Raw genomic sequence first — 22,987 nt, forward strand, 5'->3', positions numbered from 1 at the left:
GCGGCCCGCCGACCGGATGGACCGAGGCCGGTTCGCCGAGGTCGGCCGGGCGGTTCACCGCGTAGCTGCTCACCGAGCGTGCCACCGGGTGACAGGAAGTCCGATGTGGACACTCGGATCCGACGGCTTCCCGCTGGCGGCGCCGGTCCGCGGCAGCCGGTCGCCCCGTGGCGGTGTCACGCTCTTGATCGGTTGAGAAAAATGCCGCCCCTTGGCGGTGTCCCCTCCTCCGCGACCGCTGCTTTACTGCCGGGTAAAGCTCGGAAGGCCAGCACGACAGGTGGAGGACACGCTTGACGCCCCGGCACAACGGTCACCAGCTCACCACCGCCGCCCGGCGCCCGGCCGACGACGATCTCCGAAGACCGGCTCAGGCGCACGAGCTCGCCGGGCTGATGCGGCCGGCGCTGCCCCAGCTGGTGGACCGGATCGTCCGCGAGGTCCGGCGGGCGGTGCCGGTCTACGCCCGGCCGGACGAGGGCCGGTACAACCACGTGACCCGTGAGGGCGTCGACTGTGCCGTCCGGCAGTTCGTGGACCTGATCGAGGACCCGTCGACCACGCGGGACAAGCTGCACGAGACGTGCCGCCGGCTCGGTGCCCTCGAAGCGCGCGCGGGCCGCACCCTGGACGACCTCCACGCCGCGTACCGCGTGGGTTCCCGGGTCGCCTGGCAGGGGATCATGCGGCTCGGGCAGCGCCACCACCTGTCGTCGATGGCCATGGGGCGGCTGGGCGAAATGCTGTTCGGCTACGCCGACGAGCTCGCGAAGATGTCGTTCCAGGGCCACCGCGAAGCCCAGATCGAGCTGGAAGGCGCCCGCGAGGGCCTGCGCCGCCGGCTGCTGCAGCTGGTCCTCGAGCGGCCGGCCGTCCCGGCCGAAGTGATCGCCGACGCCGCGCGGGCCGTCGGGTGGCCGCTGCCCGACACCGTGCTCGCGGTGGCGGTCGAGCCGCACACCCCCGTGAGCCGGGCCGCGGTGGCCTCGTGGGGACCGGACGTGCTGAGCAACCTGGAGCTGCCGCACCCGCACCTGCTCCTGCCGGCCCCCGTCGAGCGCGAGCGCCTGCAGCACATCGCCGCCGAGCTCGGGGTGCGGATCGTGGTCGGGCCGCCGACCCCGCTGGACAAGGCGGCGAACTCGCTGCGCTGGGCCCGCGCGGCCGAACGGCTCGTGGCGGCGGAGGTGCTGCCCGGGACCCGGATCACCTGGTGCGCCGAGCACCTGACGACCCTGTGGCTGCTGTCGGACGAGGACCTCGTCGACCAGCTCGCCCGGCACGAACTCGGTCCGCTGGCCGGGTTCCCGGAGGCCACGCGGCTGCGGCTGGCCGAGACGCTGCTGTCGTGGCTGGGCCACGGCGGCAAGGTCCCGAAGATCGCGGCCGAGCTGGTGGTGCACCCGCAGACCGTCCGCTACCGCCTGCGCCAGCTCGAGCAGGTCTTCGGCGACCGCCTCCACGACCCGAAGACCCGCTTCACCATGGAGATGGTGCTCCGCGCCACGGCGCTGCGGCGGACTTCACCTTCCTGAGAGAACGCTGAGTGCGCACCGGAGTTTTGTCGATCGATCACTGCGTCAGGCCCCCGCCGATGTCCTACACTCCGCAGCCTCCGAGGAGAGGAATCCCGCTGCGATGCGTGCGTCCTGGCGCCAGCGCCTGCTGCAACCGATCCGGGTGCGGTTGAGAGACACCGTGACCGAAGCCGTCACACCGCTGATGGTGCGGCAGCACCGGGAACTCGCCGAGCTGCGGGCCGAGAACCGGCGGATCTACGACCGGCTCATCGAGTTCGAGATCCGGACCCGGCGCGACGTCGTCTACGCCGCCGACCGCCGGGCCGCCCTCGAGTCGGCCGAGTTCGTCCGGTCCCACATGCCCGACGCACCGCGGTTCGACCACCCGCAGGGCACGCTCGAACACGCCCTCTCGCTCGCGCCCACCGGGGGCATGGCGCTCGAGTTCGGCGTCTACACCGGCGCCACCCTGAAAATCATCGCCGCCGCACGGGCTTCCGGCGGTGTCTTCGGCTTCGACTCCTTCCAGGGCCTGCCCGAAGACTGGCGCATCGACTTCCCGGCGGGGACGTTCAGCGTCGAGAACCGGCCCGAGGTCGCCGGAGCCGAACTGGTCGTCGGCTGGTTTTCCGACACCCTGCCCGGTTTCCTGGCCGCCCACCCGGGACCGGTCGACTTCGTCCACGTCGACGCGGACCTCTACAGCTCGACGAAGACCGTCCTGGACCTGGTCGGCCCGCGCCTGCGCCCGGGCTCGGTGCTGGTGTTCGACGAGTTCTTCAACTTCCCCGGCTGGCAGGAGCACGAGTACCGGGCGTGGCGGGAGTACCTCGACCGCACCGGGATTTCCGTGAGCTACGAGGGGTATTCCTACGCCGACGAGCAGGTGGTCGTCCGGATCACCGGATAGCCGCCTCCGCGCGACCGGCCCGCCGATCCGCACCGCCCGAAGGCCTTGGCGCGCGGCCTGCGGTTCGACTTCACCGTCGAGAACACCTCGACGTGCGAGGAACCGACCCGTTCCGCGTGGACCGGAACCGGCTGAGCCCCGCGGCCGGCCGGTCCCGGTGCACCCCGCTGTCCACCTCGTCGCGAGGCGGACAGGATCCGGAAAGGGGGCACTGGTTGGCTGTGCCGCATGCCTTTGGACCTGCTCTTCGCGACCATGCCCGTGCCCGGCCACGTCGGCCCCCTGCTGCCCATCGCCCGCACCCTCGCCGCGCGGGGGCACCGGGTGCGGTGGTGCTCCGGTGAGGTGTTCGCGGAGCGGATCCGCGCCACCGGTGCGGAATTCGTGGCCATGGACCCGGCCATCGACCACCGGGGCCGCAACGTCGATGAGCTCTTTCCGGAGCGCACCCGGCTCAACGGGATCGCGAAACTGCGCTACGACATGCGTTCGGTGTTCCTGGAACCCATTCCGGCGCAGGTCGCGGACCTGCGCCGGGAGCTCGGCCGGCGGCAGGCGGACCTGGTGCTGCACGACGCCGCCCACGTCGGCGCCGCGGTGCTCGAGCAACTGGGCGGCCCGCGCGCGGTCAGCGTCGGGGTCACGCCGCTGATGCTGCCGGCGCCGGAGGTCCCGCCGTTCGGGCCCGGGCTCCGGTACCGGCGCGGGGCGCTCGCCCGCCTGCGCAACGGCGTGGTGCGCCGGCTGCTGGACGACGTCGTCTTCAAGCCGGTGTACGACCACCGCGACCGGATCCTCGCCGGGCTCGGCCTGCCGGCCGGGGAACGCGGGCTGTCCGGGGTCTCGCCGCACCTGCACCTCCAGAACGGTGTCGCCGGGCTGGAACACCCGCGCGAGCAGCTGCCGCCGCAGGTGAAGTTCGTCGGGGCGCTGGTCGACCCGGCGCCGGCGACGGAGCTGCCGGAGTGGTGGGACCGGATGATCGCCGCGGGCCGCCCGATCGTGCACGTCACCCAGGGCACGGTCGCGGACACGGACCTGGGACAGCTCGTGCGGCCCGCCATCCGCGCGCTGGCGGACGAAGACGTCACCGTCGTGGCGAGCACCGGCGCGCACGAGCTCGGCCCGTTGCCCGGCAACGCGTTCACCGCCCCGTTCCTGCCCTACGACCGGCTGCTGCCGGAACTGTCCGCGATGGTGACCAACGGCGGCTTCGGCGGGGTGCAGCTGGCCCTGGCCCAGGGCGTGCCGCTCGTCGTCGCCGGGGCGACCGAAGACAAGCCCGAGGTTGCCGCCCGGGTCGAGCGGTCCGGCGCGGGCCTCAACCTGCGCACGGCGACCCCGTCGGAGAAGGCACTGAAGACGGCGGTGCGCAAGCTGCTGGACGGCGAGTCCCACCGGCGGCGGGCGGGGGAGCTGGCTGCGGAGTACCGCGGGCTCGACGCGGGAGAGTTGTGCGCCGACCACGTCGAAGGACTGGCTCGCGTGCGGGTGTGACGCATGCGGTCGGATGGGGGCGGCGAGCGGTGTGCAGCCCGGCCCGCCTGGCAGCGGTCGCCTGAGGTGGGTCATTCCGGTCGGTTGGTGGAGCGGCACGCCGCGTGCGGGTGGCACGCCGAGCGCGGTCAGACGAGGGCGGCGAGCGGTGTGCAGACCGGCCCACCTGGCAGCGGTCGCCCGAGGTCGTCCACTCCGGTCAGTTGCCCGAGCAGCACGCCGAGCGCGGCGCGGTGCAGCGGGTCGGGGATCCGCCCCACCGCCTCCTCCGCCGGCGGCTTCCACCGGGGACCCGCCAACGCGGTGAGGTGCGCGGCGGCCACCGCGGTGCGGATCGGCAGCGCCCGCTCGGCCGCCACTGCCTCGAGGAAGCACGTCACCGCACCGGTTTCGTCGCGACGGCGGACGTGGGCCAGCCCGAGCAGGTTCGCGGCCGCGGCGCCGAGGTCGGCCGCGGCGAGGGCGGCCGCCTCCGCCCGGATCCGGTCGAGCGCCGCGACCGCCGCCGGGAGATCGTCGTCGAGGTCCAGGTAGGCGAGGCGCAGCTCGGCGTACCCCCGTTTGACCGGCGCTTGCCCGGCTCGCGCGACCTCCCGGGCCCGCGCCCACCGCGCGCGGGCGCGGGCGCGGTGGCCGGCCTGCTCTTCGGCGTCCCCGAGCCGCAGGTGGGAGAAGACGACGCCGAACCGGTCGTCGATGCCCTCGAAGTACCGCAGGTTCGCCTCCGCCGCGGCCACGGCGGCCGCGAGGTTGCCCTCGCGGCGGTGCTGCTCGGACCACACCGCGTCCAGGATCGCGCGCAGCCACGGGTGGTCGAACTCCGCCATGACCTCTTCGGCTTCGTCGAGGCAGGCCCGCGCCTCGGTGCCCGGGCGCAGTTGCACGGCCACCGCCGCGACCGCCGGCAGGGCGATGCGGACGCCGTCGCGGTCCGTCGTGGTGCGGTAGAGCGCGCGCACCCGCTCCGCCGGCGCCCACGGATCGGGCAGCACCCCGGACGCCCGGCCGAGGTAGCTGTGCCAGGCCAGCGCCACGGCGAGCGGTCCGTCGCACCCGGACCGCGGGCCGGCGTCGAAGCAGCCGACGGCCCGGCCGAGCCACCGCGCGCCTTCCGCCTCGCGCCCGCACACGTACCAGAGGTAGCCGAGCAGGCCCTGCAGCACGAGCGCGCGGGGCCCGTCGCCGCGTCGCAGCAGCCAGGTCGTCACCGCCCGCACGTTGGGGAGCTCGGCGAGGAAGCGGGCCGGCAGTTCCTGCTGCCGCGGGGAGGACAGCCCGGCGTAGACCTCCCGGCCGAACGCGATCCGGACCTCGGCGTGCCGGTCGTGGAACACGGTGGTGTCCATGGTGGACGCCGCGTAGCCGCGGACGGTCTCCAGCAGCCGGAACCGGCCGTCGTGGCCGGCGACCACCAGTGACTTGTCCACCAGCGCCGCGAGCACGCCGGCGGTGGCGCCGCACACGCGTTCGGCGTCGGCGAAGGTGCAGCCGTCCCGGAAGACCGAAAGCCCGGCGAACACCCGGCGTTCGGCCTCCGACAGCAGCGCGTGGCTCCAGTCGAGCAGGGCGCGGACCGAGTGGTGCCGGGCCGGCGCGCGCCGGGAGGCGTTCGCGAGGTCGTCGAGCCGGGCTTCGATCTCGCCGAGGGAGAACAGCCGGGTGCCCGCCGCGGCCAGTTCCAGCACGAGCGGCAGCGCGTCGAGCCGGGCGCAGAGCCGGCCCACGGCGGCGTCGCCGTCCCGGACACCGGGTGCGCGGTCGCGGAACAGCCGGATCGCGTCCGGCAGGGCGAGCGGCGCCAGCGGAACCGGGCGCTCGCCCTCGATGTTCAGCGGTTCGCGGCTGGTGGCCAGCACGGTGAGCCGCGGGCACTGCCCGAGCAGCAGCTCCGCGGCCGCGGCGGCGTCCTCGACGACGTGCTCGCAGTTGTCCAGCACCAGCAGGACTTCCCGGTCGCGGAGGTGGGCGAGCAGCCGGTCGCGGGCGGGTGCCGCGGGCTCGCCGTCCAGCAGCGTCGCCGCGAGCGCGTCGAGCACGCTGCCGTCGCGGGCGACGGAAGCCAGCTCGGCCAGCCAGACGCCGTCGGGGAACCGGCCGCGCAGCCGGTGCCCGAGCTCGCGGGCGGCCCGCGTCTTGCCCACCCCGCCCGGCCCGGTCAGGGTGACCAGGCGCCGTTCGGCGAGCAGCCGCCCGGCGCCGCCGAGGTCGGCGTCCCGTCCGAACAGGATCCCGACCGGGTGCGGCAGGTTGCCACCCGGCGCTCCGGGCTCGTCGCGCAGGATCGCCAGGTGCAGCGCGGCCGTGCCGGGCCCGGGGTCCGTGCCCAGCTCGTCGGCCAGCCGCCGCCGCAGGTCATCGAAGACGGCCAGCGCTTCCGGACGGCGGCCACCGCGGTGCAGGGCGCGCATCAGCAGTTCCGCGAACCGTTCCCGCAACGGGTGTGCCGCGACGAGCCCGGCGAGCTCCGGCACCAGCTCCCGATGCCGGCCGAGAGTCAGTTCCGCGTCGAGCACGGTGTCCAGCGCGGCCAGGCGCAGCTCTTGGAGCCGGGCCCGCCAGACGTCGGCGAAGTCGTAGCCGACCGGCTGCCGCCACCGTGCGAGCGCCTCGCGCAGCACGGTGACCGCGCCCGCCGGATCGCCCTGCCGCGCCAGCTCGTGTCCCGTCGCGCAGGCCTCGGCGAACACGTCGGCATCGACCTCGCCGTCCCGGGTGAGCAGCCGGTAGCCCCCGCGTTCGGAAACCAGCCGCGGCTCCGGCAAGGCGGCGCGCAGCTTCGCGATCTGGACGTGCAGCGCGTTCACGGGATCCTTTGCGGACTGCCCGGTGGCGAACAACCGGCCGGAGGAGACCACATCCGGCCGGGAGATCAGCAGCATGGCCAGGATGGCCCGCGCCCTGGCCCCCGGCAGCGCGACGGGCGCGCCGTCATCGCCGAGCACTTCGACGGAGCCGAGCAGGCGGAACTGCATGGCCGGCAGTTTCCCACGCCGGGACGCCGCGGCCGAGGTGCCCTAGACCGGGCCGCCGAGACGGGCCGCCGCGCGCACGGGGGCTTCGAAGAGGCCGGCGATCCGGGCGTAGCCGACGTCGTTCGGGTGGAACCAGTCGTCGGCCAGGCTGCCGCGGATCGGGCTCAGCGCCGGCCCGCGCAGCTCGGCTACGTGCACCCGGCCGTCGCCGGCCGCGGCGTCGATCAGTGCGTTGGCCGCCCGGGCCGCCGCGTTCCGCCTCGGCAGCGTGGCCACGACGGACCGGCCCGGCGGCAGCTGCTCCAGCACCCGGCCGAACCGGTCCGGGACCGCGCGGCGGCGGCCCCGGGTGAGCATGTCGTTGGCTCCGACGAGGACCGTCACCAGCACCGGCGACGCGGACAGGGCGCGCATCCGGGGAAGCTGGTGCTCGAGAACGTCGGCCACCCGGGCGCCGGACGCGGAAAGGTTGACCACCGCGAACGGTTCGCCGAGAAGCGCGTTCAGCCGGGGTACCCACCCGCCCTCGACGCTCGCCGCGCCGATGCCCTGGGTCATCGAGTCGCCGAGCGCCACCCAGAGCGGCCGGTCCGACGCGAGCGCCGCGCGGTTGGCGTCCTCCCACGCCCGCGCGAAGGACTCCTTCTGCCCGCGCACCCGGCGCACGCCGGGCAGCACGGCGGCGGCGACGTCGAGCAACCGTCCCGACCACGTCCGGCTCAAGTCTGGCCCTCCTGATCTTTCAGAGTGCATTCTCGAGGACCTCGCGGACCGTGGCAGCGTCGACTCCCGTGAGCGCGGCCCGGAGGTAGAGCCCGTTGAGCGCGGCGGCCAGGCTGTCGGGGCGACGCGCGGCGAGGCGGACGGCCAGGTCCTGCACGACGCTGTCCCAGCCGGTCAGCTCGTCGCAGAGGTCGTCGCGGCGGGCGGCGAGCAGCCACAGTTCGTACTCGGCGATCAGCAGGAACCGGTCCTGCTCGGCGTACCGGACGACGTGGGCGGTCAGGCCGTCGATGTCTCCGATGGCGGCGAGTTCCGCGCAATAGCGTTCGTTGACCTCGCGCAGGGCCGTCACCAGCAGGTCGTCGACGGAGGCGAAGTAGTAGAGCACGGCGCTGGGCGGCACGCCGGCTTCGGCGGCGACCGTCCGCTGCGACACGGCGGCGACCCCGGACCGCCCGACCACGCGCAGGGTCGCCGCGAGCAGCGTTTCGCGCCGGGCGGCGCCTTTGCGGAGCCTGCCGTCGGCGATTTCAGGTGGCATGGGACTTGCCGAGCTCCAGGGCCAGCACGCCGAGGATGAGCAGGCCGATCCCGCCGACCTGGACCCAGGTGAGCGATTCGCCGAGGAACACCGCGCCGATGAGCGCGATCAAGGCGACCCCGACGGCGGACCAGATCCCGTAGGCGACGCCGACCGGGACCCCCTTGGCCAGTGCTTGCGACAGCGAGTAGAAGGCGACGCCGTAGCCGAGGACGACGACGAGCGAGGGCCAGGGTTTGGAGAACCCGTCGGAGAAGCGGAGCGCCAGGGTGCCGGTCACCTCGGAGACGATCGCACCGGCCAGCCAGAACCACATGCCACCAGACTACCTGAGCGATCGCTCCAGAAGTTGGGCAGCGCCGCCTACTCCGAGCCGTTGGCCTTGGGCCACCGCGCGGACCGCCGCCCGGGCCGGGCGAGCGCGGCGGCGTCCCGGTCGCGCTCGCCGAGCCGCCGAGGCGGTGGATTCCCGACGGTGCGGCCCGGAAACCCCGGTTTGGCGCCCGCCGCCTGGTGGCAGGGGGCGCACGCCGGTACCAACGCCGTCGCCGGGCTGCCCGGCAGCCGGACCGTTTTCCCGAACTCCGCCGTCCCCGTGCAGAGCTGGGGCTGGTGGCCGGCCGGGGCGCAGAGGCACTGGCACTCGCTCATGACCGGCCGTAGGTGTAGAAGCCGCGGCCGGTCTTGCGGCCGAGCAGGCCGGCGTCGACCATGCGGGCGAGCAGCGGCGGCGGCGCGTACAGCGGCTCCTTGAACTCTTCGTACAGCGATTCGGCGACGGCCTTGGTCGTGTCGAGGCCGATCAGGTCGGCGAGCGCGAGCGGGCCCTGCGGGTGGGCGGCGCCGCGGACCAGGCCCTCGTCGATGGCTTCGCGGCTCGCGAAGCCGGACTCGAACATCCGGATCGCCGCGAGGATGAACGGGATCAGCAGCGCGTTGACCACGAACCCGGCCCGGTCCTGGCTGAGGATGGCCTGCTTGCCGAGCGCGTCCTGGGCGAAGGTCCGGGCGCGCTCGACGGTGGCTTCGGTGGTCAGCAGGCTCGGCACGAGTTCGACCAGCGGCAGCACCGGCACGGGGTTGAAGAAGTGCACGCCGACGACCTGGGCGGGCCGTTCGGTGGCGGTGCCGAGCTTCATGATCGGGATGGACGAGGTGTTCGACGCCAGCACCGCGTCCGGCGCGGCCACGATCTTGTCCAGCTGCCGGAACAGGTCCGCCTTCACCGTCTCGTCTTCGACGATGGCTTCCACGACGAAGGTGCGGTCGGCCAGGTCGTCGAGCGACTCGGTGACCCGGATCCGGCGCAGCACCTCGGCGGCGTCGGGGATCTTGCCCTTACTCTCCGCGCGGGCCAGCGAGGCTTCGAGCCGGCCGCGTCCGGCGTCCGCACCGGCGGGATCGGCCTCCACGACCACGACGTCGAGCCCGGCCCGGGCGCACACCTCGGCGATGCCCGCGCCCATCTGCCCGCACCCGACCACGCCAACGCGTTCCATCGCCGCCATCCTCTCCGGTACTCGGTATCATATGAACGGTACTCAGTACCGGCAGGTAGCTGAAGACCGTTCGGGCGGATATGACGCGCGCCACGCACTAGGCTGCGGACCGGGAGAAGGGGAGCGGGGTATGGCGGCGAAGCCGGCCAAGGAGCGCCTGACCGAAGCGGCGTTCGCGCTGTTCGCCGAGCGCGGCTACGAGCAGACCACGGTCGACGACATCACCGACCGGGCCGGCGTCGGCCGCACGACCTTCTTCCGCACCTTCCGGACGAAGGAGGACGTGATCTTCCCGGACCACGAAGTCCTCCTCGGGGCCATCGAAACCCGCCTGGCCGGTTCGACCGACCGCACCGCGCTGATCGCGGTCACCGAGGCGGCCCGGCTGGTCCTGCGCCACTACCTCGCCGAGGGGGAGCGGGCGGTGACCCGCTACCGGCTGACGCGCAGCGTCCCGGCCCTGCGCGACCGCGAGATCGCCGGGGTCCAGCAGTACCAACGGCTCTTCCGCCGCTTCCTGCACGGCTGGATGGGGGGTGGCGCGGACACGGCGTTGCGCGCGGAGCTGATGGCCGGCGCCGTGGTGAGCGCGCACAACCACGTGCTGCGCCGGTGGCTGCGCGGCCGGTCGGACGACCCGGAAGCCGAGTTCGACGCGGCGATGACCGAGACCGTCGACCTGTTCAACCGCTCCCGCGAGGACGCCGGAGCGTCCATTGTGGTCGTCCGGACGAGCAAGGACCTCGACACCGTGCTGCCCGAGCTGCACCGGTTGCTCGGCTCCGGGTAGCGCGCTCGGGGGAGCCGTCACGACCACGGGAAGACACCGCCCGATGCCGCACTCGCGCGCCGAGGTCCGGCCGGCCGGCTCCTGACACACCACGGCCGGATCGCCCGGCGATCCGGCCGGCGCGAACAGCCGCTGGGCGAATGGATACCAACGGCTCTTATCCGGCGGTCCGTGAGTTGGTTGACTTCCCGGCGTGAGGATCTCGGGTGTGCTGCTCACCGTCCTGCTCGCCACCGCCGGTCTCGCCGTGCCCGTCAGCCGGGCCGCCGCCGACCCGCCGTCCTGGACCGGGCCGCTCAGCACCCGCGGCCGGTACATCGTCGACGCGCACGGCGATCGCTTCAAGCTGAAGGCCGCCAACTGGCACGGCGCGAGCGGCACGTGGACCGGTTCCGGCGACGTCAACGACCCGGCGAACCACCACGCCGGCGAGATCGCCTACCAGACCCCGCTCGGGCTCGACCGCGCGTCGATCGACACCGTCGTCGACGGGCTCGCGCAGCTCGGCCTCAACAGCGTCCGGCTGCAGTTCTCCAACGCGATGATCCACGACACCCGGCCCGTCCCGGACCTGGCCGCCAACCCGGACCTGCACGGCCTGACGCCGCTGCAGGTCTACGACCGCGTCGTCGACCGGCTGACCGCACGCGGGTTCGCCGTCATCCTCAACAACCACACCACGACCTCGCGCTGGTGCTGCGGCCTCGACGGCAACGAACGCTGGAACACCGCGCAGAGCGAGCAGCAGTGGCAGGACGACTGGCTGTTCATGGCGCGCCGCTACGCCGCGAACAAGCGGGTCGCCGGCGCCGACCTGTACAACGAGGTCCGCCGCAACGCCTTCGACGACCCCAACTGGGGCTGGGGCAACGGCACCGACTGGCAGCGCGCGAGCCAGCAGGTCGCCGACCGCATCCTCACCGAAGCCAACCGGGACCTGCTGATCTTCGTCGAGGGCATCAACTGGACCGGGCTGCCGATCGACGGCTTCGCGCACGGCAGGCCGACCCTGGAGCCCGCCCGGACGCTGTCGCACACGCTGGTGGACTCCGGCAAGCTCGTCTATTCGGCGCACTTCTACGGCTACACCGGCCCCAACCACTCCGGCGCGACCGGCATCGGCGAAACGCACGACCCGCGCTACCGCGACCTGTCACCCCAGGACCTGCGGGACACGTTGTACCGGCAGGCGTTCTTCGTCTCCGCCGACACCTGGAAGCACTACACCGCGCCGCTGTGGATCAGCGAGTTCGGCGAAGGCCGCAACACCACCGATCCGGCATCGCGCACGTTCTTCGAGACCTTCGTGAACTACCTGGCCGAGACGGACACGGACTTCGCCTACTGGCCCGCGGTCGGCTTCCAGGCCAACGGTTCCGGCGACGGCTGGGCGTTGCTCGAATACGACTCGGCGGGCCACCGCATCGACGTCCTGGACGGCACCGACTGGCGCGGCCCGGCCTGGCAGCGGCTGATTTCCGCACCGTCGCGGACCGGGCCGATCCCGGACGACGCGGCGCACTGGTCGATGCTGAACCTCGACTACGCCGACTTCCAGGAGTCACGCCAGGTCCGCGCGCTGCCCGACTGGAATTCCGGCGCCCGCAAGGGCGTCTGCCCGGACGGGCGGCGGCTCGCCGGCCTGGCGCACACCGGCAACCGCGGCCTGTGCACCGGAACGCTCGCCGCGCCCACCGGGTACGTGGTCGTCCGCGACGAGACCCACGTCGACACCGATTGGGCGTCCGGCTACACGAAAACGCAGTGCCCGCCCGACCACGCGGTCGTCGGCTACAGCGTCCAGGGCGCGGCCTTCTCGGCGGTGTTGTGCGGCAGGTCGGCGACACCCCTGGGCCGCACGGGCCGAACGGTGTGGTTCGACCGCGGCGACAACCGCCCGGCCGGCGACCCCGGAGGCGACTTCGCGACCGGGAACTACAAGGGGCAGTGCGCACCGGGGGAGTACGTCGCCGGCGTCGCTTACACCGGCCGGATCGGTTCGAGCCGGACGCCGGACGCGCTGTTCTGCCGGTCCTGACGCAGTTCGAACCCGAGCCGGCGCCGGGTGGGCGGCGAAGCGACCATCGCCGTCCACCCGGAGCCCGTCGTCCCCGCGTCCGAGAAGAGCCGGCCGGGCCGGTTCAGCGGGTCGGTGCCTCCACGGCGAAGCACCGGTTCAGCACCCCGGCTCGCGCGGCCGCTGGGCCGCTGACCCGGAAGAACCCGTCGCACCTCGCGAGGGCGTGCCGCAGCCGGTCCCGCAGCACCTCCGCCCCGGCCGCGGTCCGCTGTTCGTGCGGCTGGATGCTTGTGGTGCCCGCACCGACGAAGACCAGGCCGAAGGTCTCCCGGGTTTCCGCGAACTCGGTGCGGCCGGTCCCGCCTGTTCGCCGACGCCGCGGAGCGAGCGCGGGTCGCGGCGGGAAAGGCGATCCGCCGCGCACTGGTCCGGATCAGCGCCGCCGACCCGGCGATCGGAACCCACTTGCGGGGCACCGTGCACACCGGATCCCGGTGCTCCTACCGCCCGGCCTCGGCGGAGCGTGCACCCGGATGCCGGCCGGCTCACGAGAGCGTGACCGGTGCCGATCCCTCGAAGCGGTAACCGACGCCCCGGACCGTGGTGATCGGGTCCAGGTGCGGTTCCAGCTTGGCTCGCAGTTTGCGCACGTGGACGTCGACCGTGCGGTCGCCGCCGTCCTGTCTCGGCCACAGCGCGGTCTTCAGCGCGGACCGGGTGAACACCCGGTCCGGGTGTGCGCTCAGGAAGCGCAGCAGGTCGAACTCCAGCCGGGTCAACGGGACCGGGCGGCCCAGCAGGAGCACGCGCCGGGGGCCGGTTTCGATGTGCAGCACCGGGTCCGGGACCAGGCTCAGGTGGTTGCGGCGCTCCACGGTGACGACGTCCACGCCGCCGAGCGCGGTGGCCAGCCGGGAGGCGAGCGCGTCGGCGTCGACCGCGCGGCCGGTGAGGTCGATCCGGATGCCGACGTGGATCACGTCGGTCGCTCGTCGTTCCGCCGAGGTCGTCATACCGCCGGATTGTCGGGGCCAGGACCGGCGGAGCGGTAATGCGCTCGTCAGGTGAAACGGCTTGACTGCCACTGCGAGGCCAGCAATTCGTACGACCGGACCCGGTCGGCGTGCCGGTGCGTGATGGTGGTGATCACGAGCTCGTCGGCGCCGGTGGCCTCCTGCAGCCGCCGCAGGCCGGCCGTCACGGTCTCCGGGGAGCCGGCGAACTGCGTCTCGACGCGGTCGGCGACCAGGGCGCGGTCTTCGTCGGTCCACCGGTGGGCCGCGGCTTCGGCCGGGGCCGGGAACGGGATCGCGCCCTCGGCCCGCCGGATGCTGCGGACCCAGAGCCCGTAGCCGGCGGCCAGTTCGCGCGCGGTGTCGTCGTCTTCGGCCACGACGACGTCCGCCGACACGGCCACGTACGGCCGCTCCAGCGCTTCCGAGGCGCGGAACTCCCGCCGGTAGGCGTCGACGGCTTCCAGCACGCTGGACGGGCTCACGTGGTAGTTCGCGGCGAACCGCAGGGAATGGCGGCCCGCCACGGCGGCGCTCTGCCCGCCGCTGCTGCCGAGGATCCAGACCTCCGGCCGCGCGCCTTCGCCCGGGACGGCGTGCGCCTCCAGGCCTTCCGGGGACCGGTAGGTGCCGGCGAGCAGCGCGAGGATGTCGTCGACCTGCTCGCTGTAGTCGGGGGACTCCGCCCCGGGCTGCTGCAGCAACTTGAAGGTCAACCCTAGTCGCGGGGACCGCGCCAGGCGCCCGAAGTCGGGCTTCGGCGGGATGAGCAGGCCATCGACCCGGCGCGCGGCCTCCGGCGGCCGGGCGGCGGCAGCGGCGTATTCGCGGACGAGCTGCTTGCCGCTGCGGCCGAGGCCCAGGTCCAGCCGGCCGGGGTGGAGGGCCTCGAGCAGGCCGAACTCCTCGACGACGGCCAGCGGCGTCCGGTGGGCGAGCTGGACGCCCGCCGAGCCGAGCCGGATCCGCGAGGTGGCGCCGGCCACGAGGGCGATCAGCACCGGCGGCGAAGCGCCGGCGACGCCCGGGTTGAGGTGGTGCTCGGCGAACCAGTAGCGGTGGTAGCCGAAGCTTTCGGCCTGCCGGGCGAGGTCGACGGTGTTGCGCACGGCTTCGGCCACGTCGGACCCGGAGCTGACCGGGACGAGGTCGAGCACCGACAGCGGGACGTCAGGCATGGCGGCTCTCTTCTTCCGGAGCGGGTGGTCCACAGGTAGCCCGCACCCCGCCGGGGCCGCACGGGTGCTCAGGATGTGGACTCGTCCGGCCCGGCGTCGCCGTCCGGTGATACTCGCGGGATGAGACTCCAGGTCCTGGACATCCTGCCCCACCTGACGAACCCGGTCACCGGTCGCCGGGTGCGCACCGACGAGCGCTTCGCGCAGGCGCTGACGTCGGCGCGCTACGCGGAGGAATTCGGGTTCGACGCCGTCGCGCTCGGCGAACGGCACGCCGGGCACTTCCTGAGCAGCGGTGTCACCGTGCTGCTCGGCGCGATCGCCGCGACGACGAGCCGGGTGCGCATCCAGACCGGGGTCTCGGTGCTGTCGATCCACGACCCGCTGCGGGTGGCCGAGGACTACGCCACCGTCGACCAGCTGTCCCGCGGACGGCTGGAACTGGTGATCGGCAAGGGCAACGAGCTGCGCCAGCTGCCGATGTTCGGCATCGAGAACGGCGACCAGTGGGACGCGCTCGCCGAGAAGTACGAACTGCTGCGGCGGCTCTGGCGCGAGGAGGACGTCACCTGGTCGGGCCGGTTCCGCGGTCCGCTGACGTCGGTGACGAGCCTGCCGCGGCCGTTCGCGGGCGCGCCCCGCGTCTGGCACGGCTCGGCCACCACGCTGACGTCGGCCGAGCTGGCGGCGAAGTGGGGCGACCCGCTGTTCTCGGCCAACGCCCTGCAGCCGCGGGACCGGTACACCGTGCTGATCGAGCACTACCGGAAGCACTACGCCGAGCACGGTCACGATCCGCGCCTGGCGTTCGTCGGCGCCGGAGCGGGGTTCCTGTACCTGGCCGACACGACGCAGGAAGCGCGGGAAGCGTTCGGCCCGACCTACGAGAAGATCGTCGAGTACTTCAACCAGCCGGGCAACCACACGCCCGGCAACCCGATGGAGTTCCCGACCGTCGACGACGCCATCAAGCGCGGGCCGGTGCTCGTCGGGAGCCCGCAGCAGATCGCCGAGAAGATCCTGTGGTGGCACGACGCCTACGGCCACGACCTGCAGTCGTTCAGCCTGCCGACGATGATCCCGCACGAGCAGCAGCTGGACATGCTGGAACGGTTCGCCTCGGAGGTCGTGCCGGTCGTGCGCAAGGCCGCGCCGACGACACTGTGGACCGGCGACGACCCGTACGGCGGCCGCCCGGCGGTGCACGGCCGGACCGTCGCGGACGCGGCGAGCGGCCACTGACCGGACGGCGGCCGCCGTTCCGCCCTGTGGACGTGCTGGCCGGTCCGGCGCCCGGTTCCGAACAATGCCCCGCATGACAGCGTTGCATGACGAGGCGGGCTACGACCGGGTGCGCGTGGCGCAGTGGCGGGACGGCCGGGCGCGGATGCCGGGGCTGAACCGGCGCGACCTGCTGCGGCTGACGGCGGCGGGCGGTCTCGCGCTGGCCGTCACCGGGGCCACGACGGGGACGGCGGCGGCCGCCGGGCCGATCGTCAAACCGCTGCCGCCGGAGCTGTTCGACGTCTACGGCACCAACGCCGAGACGCGCTGGGAAGCCCTGCGCGGCCAGGGGTACCTGACCCCGATCGACCGGTTCTTCGTCCGCGACCACACGTCGACGCCGGTGCTGGACGCGGCCACCTGGCAGCTGCAGCTGTTCGGCTCGGGGCTGCGCGGGTCGCCGACCGCCGCCGCGCCGGTCGAACTGTCCTACCGGGACCTGCGCGCGCTGCCGTCGGAGACGGTCACCGCGTTCGTCGAATGCGCCGGCAACGGCCGGAGCTTCTTCACCGGCCAGCAGGGCCAGACCGTCAGCGGGACGGCGTGGAAGCTCGGCGCCGTCGGGGTCGCCCGCTGGCGCGGCGTCCGGCTCGCGACCGTGCTCGCCCGGGCCGGGCTGACCCGCGACGCCGTGGACGTCCTGCCGGAGGGGCTCGACCCCGACTACGTCACGGGCGGGGTGAACCTCGGCAAGGTGCGGCGGCCGCTGCCGGTGGCGAAGGCACTGGAAGACGTCCTGCTGGCCTACGAGATGAACGGGCAGCCGCTGCCGCCCGACCACGGTTTCCCGGTGCGGCTGGTGGTGCCGTCGTGGGCCGGGATCGCGTCGATCAAGTGGCTGGGCCGGATCGAGGTGTCGGCGACGCCGCTGGTGTCGCCGTGGAACACGCAGTACTACCGCCTGCTGGGCCCGGACTACCCGGCCGAGGGCACGCCGGTGACCGAGCAGGTGGTCAAGAGCGCGTTCGAGCTCCCGTGGGGCGCGACGCTGGCGGTGGGGCAGCGCCAGGTGCTGCGCGGCCGCTCGTGGTCGGGCCACGGCCGGATCCGCCGGGTGGAGGTGAGCACGGACGGCCGCACCTGGCGGCCCGCGAAGCCGATCAGCCCGGCGCTCGACCGCGGCTGGCTGCAGTGGGAGTTCCCGTGGCGGCCCCGGACGGCGGGGGAGTACACGCTGCGGGCGCGCGCGACCGACGTCACCGGGGTCCGGCAGCCGGACGTGGCGCCCTACAACACGCAGGGGTACCTGTTCGGCGCGGTCGTCCACCACCCGGTGACGGTGAGCGCGAGCTGACCCCGGGCCGGCCGATGTCCGAAGCTTGGACCCGAATCGGACATCGGCCGGGTAACCGCCCCGAATCGCCACCGCCGTGCGTGAGTTCCCGTCCAGATGGTGAGACGGTGGATCGATCACGGCCCGGACTGCCTAAGGTCCCTGATCGTCACTCGATCGGCTGAACCTTGAAGGTGCTGTGTCCGCCCCTGCCCTCCCGCCGCTTGCGGCGCGCTCTCTACCTGCCGCGGTCTGGCGTGCCGTCCGGTCCGGGCGGTGGACGTCCGTCTGCACCGTCCTGATCGCCCTCATCGTGCTGCTCGCCGCCGGGGCCGACCTCTTCGTCCTCCTCGAAGGCCAGAGCCTCGTCCCGGACATCTCGACGCTCGGCCCGACCGGGCTCCCGGCCGGGCCGCTCGGCGGGGTGAGCGGCGCGCACTGGTTCGGGGTCGAGCCGCTGACCGGCGTCGACCTCTTCGCGCTCGTCGCCCACGGGGCGCGGACGTCGCTGCTCGTCGGGCTCGGTGCCACCGTGCTGGGCACGACGCTCGGGGTGCTGATCGGCGTCAGCGCCGGCTACCTCGGCGGCTGGTGGGACCGGCTGGTGACCTGGACCGCCGACGTCATCCTCGGCTTCCCGTACCTGATCTTCATGATCGCGCTCGGCGCCGTGCTGCCGGTCGACTTCCCGCGGCAGGTCACGCTCATCGTCGTGCTGGGGCTCTTCGGCTGGCCGCGCGTCGCCCGGATCGTCCGGGCCCAAGCGCTGACGCTGGCCAAGCGCGACTTCGTCGCCGCGGCCAAGGTCGTCGGCGGCGGCCCGTGGCACGTCTTCACCCGGGAACTGCTGCCCAACCTGTGGGCGCCGATCATCGTGGTGGCCAGCCTGGCCATCCCGTCGATGATCGGCAGCGAAGCCGCGCTGTCGTTCCTCGGCGTCGGCGTCCTGCCCCCGACCCCCAGCTGGGGCCGCACCATCAGCACCGCCATCGACTTCTTCGAAACGGACCCGATGTACCTGGTCTTCCCGGGGCTGCTGCTGTTCCTGATCACGCTCGCCTTCAACGTCGTCGGCGACGCGATCCGCGACGCGCTCGACCCGCGTTCGGCGGGTGCGGCCTGATGCGCACCGCCCGCTTCGTCGCCACCCGGTTCGCCGGGATGCTCCTGGTCCTGCTGGTCGTGACGTTCGTGACCTTCGTGGTGTTCTACGTCCTGCCCGCCGACCCGGCCCGGATGGCCTGCGGCCGCCCGTGCTCGCCGGAAGGCCTGCAGCTCGCGCGGGAGTTCATGGGCTACAACGTCCCCTGGTACGGCCAGTTCTTCGAATTCCTCGGCGGGATACTCGGCGGCCGCACGTTCGGCACCGGCGCCGCGGCGATCCACTGCACGGCGCCGTGCTTCGGCTGGGACTTCCAGAACAACGTCGGCGTGCTCGCCGAAATCGGCGGCCGGATCGAGGTCAGCTTCTCCGTGGCGCTCGGCGCGGCGGCGATCTGGATCGTCCTCGGGGTCGGCCTCGGCGTGCTTTCCGCGTTGCGCCGCGGGACCGCGGTCGACCGGATCACCATGGCCGCCGCGATGGCCGGCGTGTCGATGCCCGCCTACCTGGCCGGGATGATCGGCATCACGATCTTCGCGTTCGCCCTCGACGTCGTCCCGAAGAACGGGTACGTGCCGCTGACCGAGGATCCCCTGCAGTGGGCGTGGCACCTGGTGCTGCCGTGGTTCGTGCTCGCGTTCCTGCACGCGGCGATCTACGCGCGGCTCACCCGCGGCCAGATGCTGGAAACCCTCGGCGAGGACTACATCCGCACCGCGCGGGCCAAGGGCCTGACCGAGCGCAAGGTCGTCGGCAGGCACGCGCTGCGCAACGTCCTGCTGCCGGTGGTCACCGTGTTCGGCGTCGACCTCGGCGCCCTGCTGGCCGGGACCGTGATCACCGAGCGGATCTTCGGCATGGCCGGCGTCGGGCGGCTGCTGGTCGACGCGATCGCGTCGCTCAACCTGCCGGTGCTGCTCGGCGTGACGCTGTTCTCGGCCCTGCTCGTCACGGTCCTCAACTTCCTGGTCGATCTCTGCTACGGCGCGCTCGATCCGCGAGCCCGCCTCGTCTGAAGGGGAAACGATGAAACTCAGGCTCGCGGCCGGGGTGCTGGCCGCCGTCACACTGCTGACGGCGTGCGGCGCCAACGACACGCCGGCGGGGCAGGGCGGCACCGTCAAGCCGGGCGGGAACCTCGTCCTGCTCAACGACGCGCCCTCGATCACGTGGGACCCGGCGAAGAGCTCGAACCTGGTGGTCACCACGCTCGGGCTGATCCACCGGCGGCTGACGTCGTGGAATGTCGCGCCGGGCAAGGACACCACGATCGTGCCCGATCTGGCCACCGACACCGGGCGGCCGAGCGACGGCGGCAAGACGTGGACGTTCACCCTCAAGGACGGCCTGAAGTACGCCGACGGGACGCCGATCAAGAGCGAAGACGTCAAGTGGGGCCTCGAGCGCTCGTTCGCCCCGGCGTTCTCCGGCGGCCTGGCCTACCACAAGGACCTGCTCTCGCCGGGCCTGGCGTACAAGGGCCCGTTCGAGGGCAAGGACCTCGAGACGATCCAGACCCCGGACGCGAAGACCATCGTCTTCCACCTCGCCCGCCCGTACGGCGACTTCAACTGGGTCGCCAGCACCCCGGCGTTCTCGCCGGTGCCGAAGGGCAAGGGCGCCGAGGCGAACTACGGTGACCACCCGGTCGCGTCCGGCCCGTACCAGCTGGCGAGCTACGAGCGGGGCAAGTCGGCGAAGCTGACGCGCAACCCGAACTGGAACCGCGACGAGGACAAGACGCGATTGGCCAACCCGGACACCATCGACTTCGAGCTCGGCCAGGACACCGGGGTCATCTCCAAGCGGCTGGTCGACGACACGGGCAAGGACCGCGCCGCCTTCGGCATGTCGTTCGCCTCGCCCGCGCAGCTGGCCCAGATCCAGGGCAACGCCTCGGCGAAGGCGCGGCTGGTGACGTCGGAGTCCGGTGCGCTGGCCTACCTGTCGCTGAACACCCAGCGCGGCAACCTGAAGAACCCGAAGGTGCGCCAGGCGTTCCAGTACGCCGTCGACAAGGCCGCCTACCAGGTGGCCAGCGCCGGCAGCGCCCAGCTGGCCGGGGACGTCGCGACCACGCTCATCACCCCGGGGCTGCAGGGCCGCGAGCAGTACGACCTGTACCCGGCGCCGCCGTCCGGTGACGTCGCCAAGGCCAAGCAGCTGCTGGCCGAGGCGGGGTTCCCGAACGGGCTGGACGGCCTGGTGCTGGCCACCCACAACGAACGGGGCTTCCCGGAGAAGGCCGCGTCGATCCAGGCGTCCCTGGCGCGCGCGGGCATCAAGGTCTCCATCAAGCCGCTCGACGAGGACACCTACACGTCCGAAGTGGACACCAAGGGCCTCTCGGACTTCGACCTGACGCTGACCTCGTGGCAGCCGGACATCCCGTCGGCCAACGCGAACATCCAGCCGCTGTTCCAGTCCACCGAGATCGGCAACGGCGGGTACAACGAGTCGCGGTACGACAACCCCGACGTCGACAAGCTGATCGCCGAGGCGCAGGCCACGGTGGACCCGGCCGAGGCCGGCAAGAAGTGGGCGGCGCTGGACAAGAAGATCCTCGCCGACTCGCCCGTCGTGCCGCTGATCTACACCCGCAACTCGTTCCTGCACGGCTCGCAGGTCGGCGGGGTCGAGATCGGCCGGTTCCCGGCCTACGTCGACTACCGCAAGTTCGGGATCGTGCAGTGAGCGGAGCCGGGCTCCTGCGGCTGCACGACGTCGTGGTCTCGTTCGGGGACGTCGAAGCCGTCCGCGGGGTCGGCTACGAGGTCGCCGCGGGCGAAGTCGTCGCGGTGGTAGGGGAGTCCGGCTCCGGCAAGACGGTCACCGCGATGTCCCTGCTCGGCCTGCTGCCGCCCACGGCCCGCGTCACGGGCCGCGCGGAGCTGGCCGGGCGGGACCTCTACGCGATGACGCCGTCCGAGCTGCGGGCGGTCCGCGGCGGCGAGGTCGGCATGGTGTTCCAGGAGCCGATGAGCGCGCTGAACCCGGTGTTCACCATCGGCGACCAGCTCGTCGAGGCCATCCGGACGCACCAGCCGCTCGCGGCCCCGGCCGCCCGGGAACGGGCGATCGAGCTGCTCACCCTGGTCGGGCTGCCGGACCCGCGCGAGCGGTTCCGGTCCTACCCGCACGAGCTCTCCGGCGGGCAGCTGCAGCGCGTCGTCATCGCGATGGCGGTGGCGAACGAACCGAAGCTGCTCATCGCCGACGAGCCGACGACCGCGCTGGACGTCACCGTGCAGGCGGAGATCCTCGAGCTGCTGCGGGACCTGCGCTCGCGGCTGGGCACGGCGATCCTGCTGATCACGCACGACATGGGCGTGGTCGCCGACCTCGCCGACCGGGTGGTGGTGATGCACGACGGCGTCGTGGTCGAGCAGGGGCCGGTCGAGACGATCTTCACGGCGCCGGCCGAGGACTACACGCGGGAGCTGCTCGGTTCGGTCGTCTCCCTCGGCAGCGTGGTCACCACGCGCCCGGCGCCGTCGCTGCCGGACGTCCCCGCCGTGGCGCCGCTGCTGCGCGTGGAGAACCTGTCGGTGACCTACCGCGGCCGGTTCCGCACGCTGTCCGTGCACGCCGCCACGGGGGTGAACCTGCACGTGGAGCCGGGGGAGGTGCTCGGCCTCGTCGGGGAGTCGGGTTCGGGCAAGAGCACAGTGGCCAGGGCGGTCACGGGTCTCCTGGCGCCGTCCGCCGGCTCGGTCCGCATCGGGGACGCGGACATCACCCGCGTCCGCGGCCGGGCGGCGAAGGAGCTGCGCCGCCGGATCGGCGTGGTGTTCCAGGACCCGCTCTCGTCGCTGAACCCCCGCACGACGGTGGGGGAGAGCGTCGCGACGCCGCTGCGCCTGCACCGGGCGGTCCGAGCGTCCGAAGTGGACGGACGGGTGGCGGAGCTGCTGTCGGCGGTGCAGCTGTCGCCGTCGCTGAGGTCCCGCTACCCGCACGAGCTGTCGGGCGGCCAGCGCCAGCGGGCGTGCATCGCCCGGGCCCTGGCGCTCAACCCGGACCTGCTGGTGGCCGACGAGCCGACGAGCGCGCTGGACGTGACGATCCAGGCCCGCATCCTCGACCTGCTGCGCGACCTGCGGCAGGAGTTCGGGTTCGCGTGCCTGTTCATCAGCCACGACCTGGCGGTGATCGAGCAGCTGGCCGACCGGGTGGCGGTGATGCACCGGGGGCAGGTGGTCGAGCAAGGACCGGCCAAGGAGGTGCTGACGGCACCGGCGCACCCGTACACCCGGCGGTTGCTGTCGGCGGCACCGGTGGCCGACCCGGAGGCCCAGCGCCGCCGGCGGGCCGCTTGGCGGGAGCTGCGGTAGCCGGCCGGCCAGTGTTCGTGCGCCGGGTTCCGGTGAAGCGGCTTCGGCGAGTTTGGAGCGGCTGATCGCTTCCTCGGTCCGGCGCGACCGGACCGGGGGCCCGGTTCAGCGGGCGGCCAGTGTCGTGCGCCGGTTCCGGGCGGCCCATTTGCCGGTGGTGGTCGACCCGGAGGCCAGGCACCGCCGGCGGGCCTGCCTGGCGGGCGTTGCGCTGATTGCTTCCCGAGGCCCGGCGTGACCGGACCGAGCTGCCGGTCCGGCCTGGCCTGCCCATCGTCGTGTCCCGGATGCAGGCCGCCCGTTTGTCGGTGATCGGCCCGGGAACCCGGTG

General features: G+C 73.1%; 19 protein-coding genes. 11 read left to right on the forward strand and 8 right to left on the reverse strand.

What is annotated here, in order from left to right:
* Window positions 1-293 precede the first annotated feature (293 nt).
* From ABZX11_RS25745 to ABZX11_RS25755, 3 genes are all read left to right on the forward strand, one after another.
* A complete protein-coding gene (locus ABZX11_RS25745) occupies window positions 294-1,535 on the forward strand; it encodes a helix-turn-helix domain-containing protein (protein WP_354917245.1) in 1,242 nt (413 codons plus the stop codon).
* A 187-nt stretch (window positions 1,536-1,722) separates the two neighbouring features.
* Window positions 1,723-2,430 carry a class I SAM-dependent methyltransferase gene (locus ABZX11_RS25750; RefSeq protein ID WP_254897525.1) on the forward strand — a complete coding sequence of 236 codons (708 nt, stop codon included), beginning with the start codon at window positions 1,723-1,725 and terminating at the stop codon, window positions 2,428-2,430.
* A gap of 228 nt (window positions 2,431-2,658) precedes the next feature.
* The gene (locus tag ABZX11_RS25755; protein ID WP_176176875.1) at window positions 2,659-3,927 is read left to right on the forward strand and encodes a nucleotide disphospho-sugar-binding domain-containing protein; all 1,269 of its coding nucleotides are present in this window, start codon (window positions 2,659-2,661) and stop codon (window positions 3,925-3,927) included.
* A gap of 128 nt (window positions 3,928-4,055) precedes the next feature.
* Here ABZX11_RS25755 and ABZX11_RS25760 read toward each other — a convergent pair whose 3' ends face one another.
* From ABZX11_RS25760 to ABZX11_RS25785, 6 genes are read right to left on the reverse strand one after another with little or no spacing between them, the layout of a single operon-like run.
* Window positions 4,056-6,899: a BTAD domain-containing putative transcriptional regulator gene (locus tag ABZX11_RS25760; RefSeq protein ID WP_354917248.1), complete on the reverse strand. Its 2,844-nt coding sequence runs from the start codon at window positions 6,897-6,899 to the stop codon at window positions 4,056-4,058.
* Window positions 6,900-6,941: 42 nt separating this feature from the next.
* A complete protein-coding gene (locus tag ABZX11_RS25765) occupies window positions 6,942-7,622 on the reverse strand; it encodes an SGNH/GDSL hydrolase family protein (RefSeq protein WP_354917251.1) in 681 nt (226 codons plus the stop codon).
* 19 nt (window positions 7,623-7,641) lie between these two features.
* The gene (locus ABZX11_RS25770) at window positions 7,642-8,163 is read right to left on the reverse strand and encodes a TetR family transcriptional regulator (protein ID WP_354917254.1); all 522 of its coding nucleotides are present in this window, start codon (window positions 8,161-8,163) and stop codon (window positions 7,642-7,644) included.
* Window positions 8,153-8,479: a multidrug efflux SMR transporter gene (locus tag ABZX11_RS25775; RefSeq protein ID WP_354917257.1), complete on the reverse strand. Its 327-nt coding sequence runs from the start codon at window positions 8,477-8,479 to the stop codon at window positions 8,153-8,155. Before ABZX11_RS25775 ends, ABZX11_RS25770 begins: the two co-directional genes overlap by 11 nt.
* Window positions 8,480-8,526: 47 nt before the next feature.
* A complete protein-coding gene (locus tag ABZX11_RS25780) occupies window positions 8,527-8,814 on the reverse strand; it encodes a hypothetical protein (protein ID WP_354917260.1) in 288 nt (95 codons plus the stop codon).
* Window positions 8,811-9,671 carry a 3-hydroxybutyryl-CoA dehydrogenase gene (locus ABZX11_RS25785; protein ID WP_354917263.1) on the reverse strand — a complete coding sequence of 287 codons (861 nt, stop codon included), beginning with the start codon at window positions 9,669-9,671 and terminating at the stop codon, window positions 8,811-8,813. Before ABZX11_RS25785 ends, ABZX11_RS25780 begins: the two co-directional genes overlap by 4 nt.
* Window positions 9,672-9,792: 121 nt before the next feature.
* Here ABZX11_RS25785 and ABZX11_RS25790 point away from each other — a divergent pair, with 121 nt between their 5' ends.
* Together ABZX11_RS25790 and ABZX11_RS25795 are read left to right on the forward strand one after the other, a co-directional pair.
* Complete coding sequence (locus ABZX11_RS25790) at window positions 9,793-10,452, forward strand: helix-turn-helix domain-containing protein (RefSeq protein ID WP_354917266.1); 660 nt, start codon at window positions 9,793-9,795, stop codon at window positions 10,450-10,452.
* A gap of 199 nt (window positions 10,453-10,651) precedes the next feature.
* Entirely contained in the window at window positions 10,652-12,490 is a 1,839-nt protein-coding gene (locus tag ABZX11_RS25795; protein ID WP_354917523.1) for a cellulase family glycosylhydrolase, read from the forward strand.
* 527 nt (window positions 12,491-13,017) lie between these two features.
* Here ABZX11_RS25795 and ABZX11_RS25800 read toward each other — a convergent pair.
* Window positions 13,018-13,485 (reverse strand): winged helix-turn-helix domain-containing protein, encoded by a 468-nt coding sequence (locus ABZX11_RS25800; RefSeq protein WP_354917269.1) that lies wholly within the window; start codon window positions 13,483-13,485, stop codon window positions 13,018-13,020.
* 47 nt (window positions 13,486-13,532) lie between these two features.
* Window positions 13,533-14,663 (reverse strand): LLM class flavin-dependent oxidoreductase, encoded by a 1,131-nt coding sequence (locus tag ABZX11_RS25805; RefSeq protein WP_354917272.1) that lies wholly within the window; start codon window positions 14,661-14,663, stop codon window positions 13,533-13,535.
* Window positions 14,664-14,783: 120 nt separating this feature from the next.
* Between ABZX11_RS25805 and ABZX11_RS25810 the strand changes: the two genes are divergently transcribed.
* The 6 genes from ABZX11_RS25810 (at window position 14,784) to ABZX11_RS25835 (ending at window position 22,656) form a co-directional block, all read left to right on the forward strand.
* Entirely contained in the window at window positions 14,784-15,905 is a 1,122-nt protein-coding gene (locus ABZX11_RS25810; RefSeq protein WP_354917275.1) for an LLM class flavin-dependent oxidoreductase, read from the forward strand.
* 73 nt (window positions 15,906-15,978) lie between these two features.
* The gene (locus ABZX11_RS25815) at window positions 15,979-17,241 is read left to right on the forward strand and encodes a sulfite oxidase (protein ID WP_354917277.1); all 1,263 of its coding nucleotides are present in this window, start codon (window positions 15,979-15,981) and stop codon (window positions 17,239-17,241) included.
* 178 nt (window positions 17,242-17,419) lie between these two features.
* Window positions 17,420-18,343 carry an ABC transporter permease gene (locus ABZX11_RS25820; RefSeq protein ID WP_176176885.1) on the forward strand — a complete coding sequence of 308 codons (924 nt, stop codon included), beginning with the start codon at window positions 17,420-17,422 and terminating at the stop codon, window positions 18,341-18,343.
* Window positions 18,343-19,338 carry an ABC transporter permease gene (locus tag ABZX11_RS25825; RefSeq protein ID WP_354917280.1) on the forward strand — a complete coding sequence of 332 codons (996 nt, stop codon included), beginning with the start codon at window positions 18,343-18,345 and terminating at the stop codon, window positions 19,336-19,338. The genes ABZX11_RS25820 and ABZX11_RS25825 overlap by 1 nt, the downstream gene beginning before the upstream one ends.
* 10 nt (window positions 19,339-19,348) lie before the next feature.
* Window positions 19,349-21,016, forward strand: coding sequence for an ABC transporter substrate-binding protein (locus ABZX11_RS25830; protein WP_354917283.1), 1,668 nt, complete (start codon window positions 19,349-19,351; stop codon window positions 21,014-21,016).
* A complete protein-coding gene (locus tag ABZX11_RS25835) occupies window positions 21,013-22,656 on the forward strand; it encodes an ABC transporter ATP-binding protein (RefSeq protein ID WP_354917286.1) in 1,644 nt (547 codons plus the stop codon). The genes ABZX11_RS25830 and ABZX11_RS25835 overlap by 4 nt, the downstream gene beginning before the upstream one ends.
* Window positions 22,657-22,987: the final 331 nt, after the last annotated feature.

This window comes from Amycolatopsis sp. NPDC004169 (assembly GCF_040610315.1).
Classification (GTDB): Bacteria; Actinomycetota; Actinomycetes; order Mycobacteriales; family Pseudonocardiaceae; genus Amycolatopsis.